Consider the following 9,893-nt stretch of genomic DNA (forward strand, 5'->3'; position numbering starts at 1 on the left):
AATACTCGATCGCTTTGGCATAGTCGCCTAGATAGAGGTAAGCGGCTCCCAAATTGCCCAGTGCCGTACCTTCCCCTTGACGGTTTTTGAGGGCGCGGGCGATGGCTAAATATTGCTGTGAATACTCGATCGCTTTGGCATAGTCGCCTAGATAGAGGTAAGCGGCTCCCAAATTGCCCAGTGCCGTACCTTCCCCTAGACGGTCTTTAATGGAGCGGGCGATGGCTAAATATTGCTGTGCATACTCGATCGCTTTGGCATAGTCGCCTAGATAGACGTAAGCGATTCCTAAAGAGCCCAGTGCCCTACCTTCCCCTTGGCGGTTTTTGAGGGCGCGATAAATTTGGAGTGCCTGTTGCCAGGAATTCAGCGCTGCTCTTAATTGGCTAGTCTGATACTGTTGGTTGCCCTGCCGCATCAGCCGATCGGCCTCTGCTTGACGAGCATCCGTAGTTTGAGCAACAACCGGGAGTGAGAAATGCGGAGGAATATAAAAGCCAACAGACAAAAAGCAAAACGCGAGGGGAAACAGGAAGCCCGATCGCACTTTACAATTACTGGATTTGAGCAGTTTTAGCGAGAAAGGCTGCATGGGATTTTAGGGTTTGGGTTGCGGGAGTTGGCGCTGTTGTTCGATCGCTCTAATCTGCCGCAAGCGATCGCTCCAATCTTTCAAAGGTTGGGCTTCCGAACTAGCGAGACCATCTAGCAATTCCAGCACAGCCGCTTGGTTTTGAGAAGTCCCAGAGGCTTTGCGCGCTTCGGCGATCGCGTCATACCACAGCCCAGCCTCCGCATACAGATCGATCCGCTGTTGGGGAGTTGACGCGGCTGCAAGTTGAGTTTGCAACGATTCAGCAGGCTGCACCACTTGGATTTCTGCCGTCGCCACCACATTCCTCGAAGGAATATTCCGAGCGCACACCAACACCACTTGCCACTGATAGGATTGCCCGATCGACAGTTGGGGCAGATTTGAGGGCAAAGCAACCGACATTATTCCTGGCTGACTCTCCATGTCGGTTTTGTAGAGCAGTTGTCCCGTGCGAGTAAACAGCCTCAATTGCAGCGGACGAGGAGGGCTATCGGGTACAAACCAGGTAAAAGTCGGATGCCCAGAAATCGTCTCTCCCACATGGCTAAACGGCACTAAGGCAGTCAATCTCGCCGATGAATTAGCTTCGCAACTGCCGCCGCGAGTGGTATTCGTCCCCGTTTCTTTCGGTTTAGAAGGGTTTTTAGGAGGAGTGTATTTTGCCAGCGCTACAGGAGGAATCCAGAGCGAAACACTCAGGATTAAACTCGCAATTCCCGCAGAGTAAATGGTTCGACGCTTCAATCCGTGAGTCATCATCTGAATGCTCATCTGTAACTATCTTCTAGAGTAATCAGGAATACACAAACACAATAGAGGACTGTCGGCAAGCTTCGTTTGCGGGAAGGTGCAAATATCTAACAGAGGGAAGAAGGCATTAGTGTTAACAGCTAAGTCAAACCCTCAGTCCGGCAGTCCGGCAGGGGTTGAAACCCCTGCCTCAAAGCTAAAGTCGTCTGAAGACGACTAATGAGTTCTTCAGTCCTCTTTGAGAGGACTTTCGCTATTAGACAGGGAATTCATTCCCTGGCGGACTGCCGGGTGGGCGGGAGGACTGGGTGGACTGACAGCTTAAGTTGACACGAAGAAGGCCATTGCCGTGTCCAGAATTGCCGTGTTGTCGATGGTTAGATCCGATTTGACAAGGGTCAGCCAAACCGATCACCTGAACCACCGCCGTTTTGCTGACCAGGTTAACTCGCACACCATCCCCTTCGGTTGATTCGGGTAGCGCCGAAACGTTCCGCTTAATTGTTTGGCTAAGTTCTTGGCAAGCTGGGTTCCTAATCCTGAAGGTTGGAGTTTAGGGTTTAAATCTTCGCTTATCTCCCTGTCTCGATCGATTTGGGCCAAGCTAAGCGTTTCTGACTGAGACGGGTTCCCTTTGCCATTATCCGTCACCCGAATCACTTGCCGATCGCCCTCCTGAGTGCAAATTACGGTCAAGCGAGTGGCTTCGATCGCGTGTTTCCCCACATTGCAGAGCGCTTCTTCCAGAAAGCGGCAGAGTCCTCGCTTGTGTTCCAACCGCAGATGCGATGTGTTCAAAGGATCGAACTGCACAATTTTGAATTTGATCGTTTTGAGGTATGGCAATTCTTGTTCGAGCGTGTTGGAATAGACCTTGTAGAGCAATTCATGCAACGGGGCCTGCAGGGCTAATTCGATCGCACTTCCCATGCGGAGATGCGGTTCATCTGCGATCGCGTCCCGTTGCACAGAGCCGTAAACTGCCCGCAATTCTTGATTCAAGCGTTGCAACTCCGGTAGAAATAACGGCGGTGTGGCTTGTTCTCGAGCAGTTCTCAAAATTCCCACCAAAGTTTGTAAAGGGCCGCTGTGAATGGCATTAAACGTCTGCTCGATCGCAAATTGACGTTCCTCTAACCGCAGTCGGAGTTCCTGTTCGTGGCGATAAAATAACGCTGCCGTCAACCCAGCCCCATTCAACACGAGTACGAGCAACACAGGCACGATCGGCACCCACCATCCCAAAAGAATCAGCCAGTAACAGAGCGCGATCGGGCTGATACTGGCGATTAAGAGCCCCAACAAAATTTTCCAGGGCGATCGCACAAATTGTCCCAAACTCATCCCCAAGAGTCCCCAGACCGCAATCCAGAGCGTTTCCCAGCCATCCGCCCAAACCCGAAGCAAAGGTCGCCGATCGAGTACCGCGCTAACAATCTGGCTGGTTTCGTGGGCTTGCATTTCGACTCCGTAAATCCGTCCGGGATTGATACCTGCGATCGCGCCCGAACTTGCCAAATCCTTCGCGCTAAAAGACATCATCCCAATCAGCACAATTTTGCCTCGAATCCAGTTCGGATCTACTTGTCCTGCCTTGATTTGTTCCAGGGAAAGCACGCGAAACGGCATTGTCCCGCTGCGAACATTCAGCAAAATCTGGTTGCCACCTGCATCCGCCCGCACATATCCGCCGGAATTGGGTTGAAGCCTGGTTAACTCAGTATTGCCAAACCGCAAGGCATCGCGATCGTGGATGCCATTTTCTAACGCAATACCTTTTGTGGCGAGATAGCGTTCTGCCAGTCGCAGGGAAAACGAAAAACGGTATTCCTGCTGGGGGTTGTGAGCCCCAGACCCCAATAAACTGCGGCGCTGGTAGCCATCCGCATCCAGAACGGCATCTGCAAAGCCAATCTGTTCCGATGGCAGCGCGGGCGGAGGTGCGACGGTAAAGCCACTGCGATCGGGCAAAGCAATCTCCACTCCGATCGCATTCTTGCTGCTGCGAAACACCGATGTTAGTTCAGCATGACCCGGTTCAACCGGAATATCGCGGACAATATCCAGCCCGATCGCGATCGGTTCGTAAGCCTGCAACCGTTTGAGTAAATCGGCAATTTCGCGATCGGGAATCGGATAAGTTTTGGCCCGTTGAATATCTTCCTCAGTGATGCCCACAATTACAATCCGTTCATCGATTGGCTCAGGGGGACGCAGCAGCAAAAATCGATCGAACGCCACCAACTCCAAAAACTGAAGCGCACCCGTCAATCTAGCCATCATTACAGCGACAATCACCATCAACCCTGGAAGCGATCCCCGTCGCCAAGTCGAGATATCTGCTCTGACTGCTTGCCCTCGATCGCGCTTCATCTCGTTTCCGGTTGAATAGTCATAATACTTTTGTCCGACTGTTTGGCCTATGCAGGCCGATGCCCTATGCAGGCCGATGCCCGTACAGGATTTATAAGTAATTAAGCAGACTTGAGATCGCTAATCAATTAATCCTTCTTCCCTAGCCCGCACTTCCGTTTGAATCCGCAGATTTTTGTCATCGTCGGGATACACTTCTAGCACATCTCGAATCTTAGTCCAGTAATACTGCACGGTGCGTTCGGAAACATTCATCCGTTTGGCGATCGCCGTATCCTGTAAACTCTCTTGAAAAGCCAATTGCAACACCTGCATCCAAGCGGGTTTGAGTTGCAGCCCATTGCGAATCTCTCTGGGAGTATAAATCCGCTCGTGCAGCGCCCAATCGACCATCGCCAGCAAGTCTTTCATCGGCTGACTCTTATCAACAACCGTGAATCCGCCCATGTGATTGTCGATCGACGGTTTCAGCCAAACTAAAGTCCGAACATGAGCGCTCTGCACTACAATATTCAAACTTGGATACTGCTCCATCAGCGTTTTGAGGAGTTGAAGCCCTGAATTTGCCTGGGCGGTTTCGCCGATCGCCTCTGGCATAACCAAATCCACGATCGCCAGCTCCGGGGTTGTCTGCGCTATTTGCTCAAGGGCTTCCTGAGCCGTTGAAGCTGTCACAATCTCTACTTCTGGATACTCCTGCCTCAGAATATTAAGCGTGCCGCCTAAAACCATCGCATGATCGTCCACGACTAAAAATGTTCGTTTCTCCGGTTGAGGTAAAGTCTGGGGCATAGTTAATTCGTTGCCACACAACATCGTCAGTTTAAATAATCCTTTCTCTTCTTACAATAAAGGCATTGTATGGTTCTCGTCCTGCATCTGTCCGCAAAATAGGTTTGTGGAGGTCAGCAACGAGAATTGCGCTAAAGCGCAGTTCTGATAGTTGTATTGCAAAAAAATTCAAGATTGCAAGGATAATTTTATGATAGCAGAAGGTTCGTATCAAGCAAACACGTACAATCTGGAATTTGAGGCAGAAATCCAACGCCTAAAAGCTCAAGTTCAACTCAGTTGGGAAAAAGAAGCGCGCAATTTAAAGTGGTTCGGTTTAGCCGACGGGATGAATGTTTTGGAAGCAGGTAGCGGGCCGGGATTTTTTACTGAAAAATTGTTAGAATTGCTGCCAAACAGTTCGATAACAGCGGTAGAAATTGACCCCGTACTGCAAGAAAAAGCATTAGAATATTTGCAGGACAAAGCGGGCGATCGAGTAAATCACGTCCAAGCGTCGGTTGCGGATACTGGTTTGAATGATAACACTTTCGACTTTGCGATCGCCCGTTTGCTGTTCGTTCACCTCCCCGATCCCGTCGCAGCAGCCCGAGAAATATTCCGCATCTTGAAACCAGGTGGTAAACTGGTGATTGTCGATAGCGATGCGGATCTGTTTTGGCTGACAAATCCACCCATGTCGGTCGAGATTGTTAGGGAAAAATGGAAACAGATAATGGCATCTCGGAATGGCAATTTGTCGCTCGGGCGAAATCTGTGCCGCATTCTCAAAGAAGCTGGGTTTGTTAACGTAGATTTAGAAGCAGTTGTCAGCCACAGCGATATCATAGGAATTGAAGCGTTCCAACCTTTGCTGGACTCCGGGCCGATTTTGCAAATGGTCAAACAAGGGTTGATTTCTGAGTCGGAAATAGCCAGCTACCTGGTTTCGCTGGATGAGTTTGTAGCTGCGGGCGATCGATTGATGATGAGTTTTTGGTTGATGGCTTGCGGACTAAAAAATTAATAGACATCTTGCAAAAATAACTAAGACGGGCTAGAAGCCCATCCCACAATTTTTTTTTATTGTGGGACGTTGCTCTGAGCATCGTCCGAACATTTGATTAAAAGGACTTTTGCAATCTTGTCTCATAAATTCAAGACAAATTTTCCACAAAACTCTGATGTTCCGTCGTCGCCAATCCCTGCTGCAAAACCTCCAACACTCTCGCTAAATCCCCAGCTAACAAAGCAAACTTATCCAACCGCAACCCAGGAAAAACTTCCGAACAAATTATCCCCTCAGCATTAGGTTCAAGCTGCACGTATTCGCCATCCCTCAACCCAAACCAATCTAATTCGCAGTTATAAACCCGCCAAACGAGATATTCTTGCACTCCGTTGCGGCGGTAAACTTTGAGTTTTTCGTGCAAATCGTAGGAAGCACTGCTAGCGGCCACTTCCACAATTAATTCCGGCGCACCTTCAACATAATCATCATCGCTGATTTGCGATCGACCTCCCGCATCAATCCTCAACAAAGCATCCGGCTGAGGTTCGTTATCCGCGTCCAAGCGCACAGTTGCATTGTCGCCCAATGTCACTCCAGGTGTAGCAGCCCTGTAAACTCCCAGCCAAGTTATAATAAAAGCGTGCGGTTCTCCGTGACTTCTGAATCTTAACGGTGATGCCATATAAACCATTCCTTCAATCAATTCAGCTTTTTTTACTTCCGGCATTGCCGTATACCGACGCTCGAATTCAGCGCGACTGAGCCGATCGCCATTTTCCAAAGGCAGTATTGTTAAAAGAGGATTGAGTAATTTTGGGCGTGTCATCATAATATTTGTTATAAACTCCCTTCCGAGCTAGATTTTAACAAAAGCCAACCCTTGTATTTTCTTCTTCTTCTTTCTTTCTTCGTGTGCTTCGCGTCTTCGCGGTTCGTTTTCAATCCAAATACCCAACCCAAGCCGGCAAAACATCCGCCGAACCGTACCACCTCCCCGGAGAACGAGGCGAATGCCAAACCCCGTCCAACACCAAATTTTCGGCCCCGTCCAAATGAGCAGCTTCCACCGGCGTAATTCCATCGCCCCAAGTTTCGCCCTTCCCCACAGTCAATTCATAACTTTTGTAAGCCAGCCAAGTCTTTAAACCGGGCTTGCCAAAAACAGCCTTCCCCGCAGCGCACACGTAGCGCACCTGCGGGTGAAAAGCCCCCGGATAGTGAATTTTGACAAAATCTAGGTTTTTGCGCGTCCAGCGCTCTTGAGAGACGTGCGGCGTGCCTAAAGTGATTAAAGTGGTGACATAGGGGTGAGCTTCCCACAAACCCGCATCCTCAAGCACGTCTTTGTGAATCGTGTAAGGCTTTTCGCCCAAATAAATCCGAGAAATCCAGCCGCCGGCCGAATGACCGACGAGATTGATCTGTTGGCAGCCGTATTGCTGTAACATTTGTTTGACCGTGCGATCGAGCTGCCGCAAAATTGGCACCATCGAGCGCCCGCCGAAAGTCGGCAACCAATCTCCCTTGCCCAGCGGTACTGTTACAGTTGGGAAACCTCGATCGACCAAAGATTTTTCTAATTCCCGATAGTCTGAAGCAGCAGCAAAATATCCGGGCAAAATCACGGTTGGTAATGGCATTATCAAATTTAGATTTGAGATTAGAGATTTTAGATTAGAGATTTTAGATTTTGCGGCCGGGGTGCTACGATCTATTTTTCAAGTTCAAAGACGCTTGCCGAAGCATCCTTTGGATGGTTAACATCTGAGCTCGTTAAACTTTTTGCTTGGGGAATATCTACTTCTATGGCTCGCGAGCCGATTCCAACATTGTATTTTACCCTAGTTGTCGTTCACTTAGAAGACCGTTTTCTATTGGTACAAGAGCGCAAGTACGAGCAGCAGTGGTATCTCCCAGCAGGGCGAGTGGAAAAAGGCGAGACTTTGCTCGAAGCTGCTGTGCGCAATACCATCGAGGAAGCGGGGATTTCTGTGATCGTGGAGGGAATTCTCAGGGTAGAGCATACGGTGATGCCTAGGGGCAATGTGCGCCTCAGGGTGATTTTTGTGGCTCGTCCTGAAGATAAGACGCCGCCCAAGAGCAAGCCGGACGAGCATACTTTATGTGCTGGCTGGTATTCTCTCAAAGAGTTAGACCAGTTGTCGCTCCGGGGCGAGGAAGTTCGGGAAATGTTTCAATATATGGCAAGCGGCGCTCCAATTTATCCGATCGACTTGCTGAGCGTTGAGGGAGCTCCTTTTAAAACTTACCGCTATCGCTGGTGAATCTGTCGATTTTAGATTTGAGATTTGAGATTTGAGATTTTAGACTTCGGCGTGAGTGCTCACGCCCTTACGATTTTAGATTTACTTGCAGCTCCGTGAATCAGGGAGCAGGAACTTTAATCTACAATTTTTAGAATCGACCCTGACGCTAGTGTCGCGGGCTTGTACTCATTTTGGGGCGGGACCACCGAGGGGCTGCGGGCTGGGCTGACAGCCACTCGATCGGTTTTTTGATGCTGTCACCGAATTGGAAACGCCGATCGCTCGGAACTTGTCGTCGGTGTTTAATAAAATTGGTTTAGTTGGGCGTCCCTGAATCGTCATCAAGAGCGATCGGGCAACTTCGAGGGCGATCGTGCTAAAATCATACCTTTGAATTCCCCAACAGCCACGTTTAAAATCACTCAAAATAAAAACAATATCAATTAATAACTATTAACTTCCAATTCCCCCTTCCCCATTACCAATTCCCCATTACCAATTACCAATTCCCCATTCCCCCTTCCCCACTCCCTATGGTCATGACTGACTCATCCTCCTTAGCCAACGCCCTTTCCGAACCGCTGCGCCAGCCTTTTTGGTGGGCAGCCCTAGCTTCTGTAGGCCTTCACGGAGTGCTGGGAGTAAGCGCTCCGACGATCTCAAACATCATCTATGGTGGTGGCAATTCCTCAAAAAACATCCCCGGTTCCGTCGGATTCGTACAACTAACTCCCGCAGAAGCCGGCCGCCTGCCACAAACCATACCACCGCGGCCGTCCAATACGCCGTTCTCGATCGTAGCACCAGTTCCCCTTCCGGCTTCGCCCAAGTTAGCCCCCCCCTTGCCCCCCGCACCTCCAGAAATCAACTTGCCCGCCATGCCGCCGGGAATGCCCCCTCCTGGATTCTTTGCCCCTCTCGATCCCCCTCTGCCGCCATTAACGGCCCCAACAGCCCCGCAGCTTCCAAAAACTCCAGCTCCAACTCTCAGAACCCCCTCCCCGACAACACCAACTGTCATCCCCCAAGCACCTCCCAGCGGTTTGATTTTCCCGCCATTACCCGGTAATTTCGATCGCAATATCCCGCCCCCGCCACCAGGAGTGACAGGATTACCCCAGCTTCCCGGCGGGCCACCGGAAGATGAAGCGGAGACGCTCAAAAGGGTTATAGAACGTAGAGCCGCTGGCGGACTCCCAGACTTTCCTCCAATTGTAATAGACACCCCTCAATACCCTGGAAGGAATTCAGGCCCCGATGGAGTACCGAAATTGACTCAAAAAGATCCCAATAAAAGGAATCTCATCGCGGAAACTCCCGAAGAAAGAATCAGGAGGGCACAATTTGACCAGGGACAGCAACAGCTAGAACAGCAGGGAATGCCCGGTTCAAACTTACCCAACGACAGAGAGACACTGCTTGCTGCTGCAAATACCTATGTTGCTTTGTTTAATGACTTCAAAAAGGCTTATCCCGACTTGGAAATGACGGGGCCGACTCCTGTGAATGTCGCTTATCCCAAAGAAGCTTGCTCGCAAAAACTCGAAGGAACAGCAGTTTTTGGAGCAGTTGTCAACCCTCAAGGCTTGCTCAAGGCAGAGCCTAAGCCGATCGTCCCCACGGGTTACGGTATTCTCGATAATGCGGCGAGAACAGCGATTATTAACCCTGCTGTAACATTTCCAGCAGCCAGCACCCACAAGCTTTACCAGGTGGCTGTCGCGTTTAAATACGACGAAAAAGTTTGCAGCGGCATTCCTGTAACCCCATCCACCACCCCAACCAGGCCTACAGGCCCGCAGCCGCTAGCGCCGGCCCCGACAGCACCCAACCCGACAGGCGAACAGCCCCCAGCCCCTGCGGAAGTGAAACCGCAGTTTGAGAAGCCGCCAGCGCCCTCTAACAAACCGCAACCAGGGGCCCAACAGTCGCCACAGCCCTCACCAAAACCCGCAACCAAACCGTCGCCGAATCCTCAACCGAAACCTGCATCCCAACAGTCGCCGAATCCTCAACCGAAACCCGCAACCGAACCGTTACCGCAGCCCTCTCCTGAAGCTGCGCCTTCTCCTGAAGCTGCGCCTTCTCCTGAAGCTGCGCCTTCTCCTGAAGCTGCGCCTTCTCC

Annotated in this window: 10 protein-coding genes; 3 read left to right on the forward strand and 7 right to left on the reverse strand. The window is 50.6% G+C overall.

Features of this window, described 5'->3' with window-relative positions:
• The 4 genes from QUB63_RS30250 to QUB63_RS30265 all read right to left on the reverse strand — a co-directional run.
• The coding region (locus QUB63_RS30250; protein WP_332949068.1) for a tetratricopeptide repeat protein at nt 1–592 on the reverse strand (592 nt) is incomplete at its 3' end.
• A gap of 6 nt (nt 593–598) precedes the next feature.
• Nucleotides 599–1,366, reverse strand: a complete 768-nt coding sequence (locus QUB63_RS30255) for a DUF928 domain-containing protein (RefSeq protein WP_332949069.1) — start codon at nt 1,364–1,366, stop codon at nt 599–601.
• Between the two features lie 390 nt (nt 1,367–1,756).
• Entirely contained in the window at nt 1,757–3,718 is a 1,962-nt protein-coding gene (locus QUB63_RS30260) for a sensor histidine kinase (RefSeq protein ID WP_332949070.1), read from the reverse strand.
• Nucleotides 3,719–3,838: 120 nt separating this feature from the next.
• Nucleotides 3,839–4,510, reverse strand: coding sequence for a response regulator transcription factor (locus QUB63_RS30265; protein ID WP_332949071.1), 672 nt, complete (start codon nt 4,508–4,510; stop codon nt 3,839–3,841).
• 190 nt (nt 4,511–4,700) lie between these two features.
• On the opposite strand from QUB63_RS30265, the gene QUB63_RS30270 reads away from it, so the two are divergent.
• Nucleotides 4,701–5,516: a class I SAM-dependent methyltransferase gene (locus QUB63_RS30270; protein ID WP_332949072.1), complete on the forward strand. Its 816-nt coding sequence runs from the start codon at nt 4,701–4,703 to the stop codon at nt 5,514–5,516.
• A 130-nt stretch (nt 5,517–5,646) separates the two neighbouring features.
• Here the strand turns inward: QUB63_RS30270 and QUB63_RS30275 are convergent, their stop codons facing one another.
• Nucleotides 5,647–6,327 carry a Uma2 family endonuclease gene (locus QUB63_RS30275; protein ID WP_332949115.1) on the reverse strand — a complete coding sequence of 227 codons (681 nt, stop codon included), beginning with the start codon at nt 6,325–6,327 and terminating at the stop codon, nt 5,647–5,649.
• A 112-nt stretch (nt 6,328–6,439) separates the two neighbouring features.
• Complete coding sequence (locus QUB63_RS30280; RefSeq protein WP_332949073.1) at nt 6,440–7,141, reverse strand: lipase family alpha/beta hydrolase; 702 nt, start codon at nt 7,139–7,141, stop codon at nt 6,440–6,442.
• 165 nt (nt 7,142–7,306) lie between these two features.
• Here QUB63_RS30280 and QUB63_RS30285 point away from each other — a divergent pair, with 165 nt between their 5' ends.
• Nucleotides 7,307–7,786, forward strand: coding sequence for an NUDIX domain-containing protein (locus QUB63_RS30285; RefSeq protein ID WP_332949074.1), 480 nt, complete (start codon nt 7,307–7,309; stop codon nt 7,784–7,786).
• Between the two features lie 168 nt (nt 7,787–7,954).
• Here the strand turns inward: QUB63_RS30285 and QUB63_RS30290 are convergent, their stop codons facing one another.
• Nucleotides 7,955–8,194: a hypothetical protein gene (locus QUB63_RS30290; RefSeq protein WP_332949075.1), complete on the reverse strand. Its 240-nt coding sequence runs from the start codon at nt 8,192–8,194 to the stop codon at nt 7,955–7,957.
• A gap of 113 nt (nt 8,195–8,307) precedes the next feature.
• Between QUB63_RS30290 and QUB63_RS30295 the strand changes: the two genes are divergently transcribed.
• Nucleotides 8,308–9,893, forward strand: a 1,586-nt coding sequence (locus QUB63_RS30295) for a hypothetical protein (protein WP_332949076.1), incomplete at its 3' end; no start/stop codon positions are given.

Origin of the sequence: Microcoleus sp. ARI1-B5 (genome assembly GCF_036705795.1) — a bacterium.
GTDB lineage: Bacteria > Cyanobacteriota > Cyanobacteriia > Cyanobacteriales > Microcoleaceae > Microcoleus.

Bases quoted from the DNA above. Each gene is read 5' to 3' on its own strand.
- QUB63_RS30255 (WP_332949069.1), bottom strand. From the start codon at position 1,366: ATGAGCATTCAGATGATGACTCACGGATTGAAGCGTCGAACCATTTAC.
- QUB63_RS30260 (WP_332949070.1), bottom strand. From the start codon at position 3,718: ATGAAGCGCGATCGAGGGCAAGCAGTCAGAGCAGATATCTCGACTTGG.
- QUB63_RS30265 (WP_332949071.1), bottom strand. From the start codon at position 4,510: ATGCCCCAGACTTTACCTCAACCGGAGAAACGAACATTTTTAGTCGTG.
- QUB63_RS30270 (WP_332949072.1), top strand. From the start codon at position 4,701: ATGATAGCAGAAGGTTCGTATCAAGCAAACACGTACAATCTGGAATTT.
- QUB63_RS30275 (WP_332949115.1), bottom strand. From the start codon at position 6,327: ATGACACGCCCAAAATTACTCAATCCTCTTTTAACAATACTGCCTTTG.
- QUB63_RS30280 (WP_332949073.1), bottom strand. From the start codon at position 7,141: ATGCCATTACCAACCGTGATTTTGCCCGGATATTTTGCTGCTGCTTCA.
- QUB63_RS30285 (WP_332949074.1), top strand. From the start codon at position 7,307: ATGGCTCGCGAGCCGATTCCAACATTGTATTTTACCCTAGTTGTCGTT.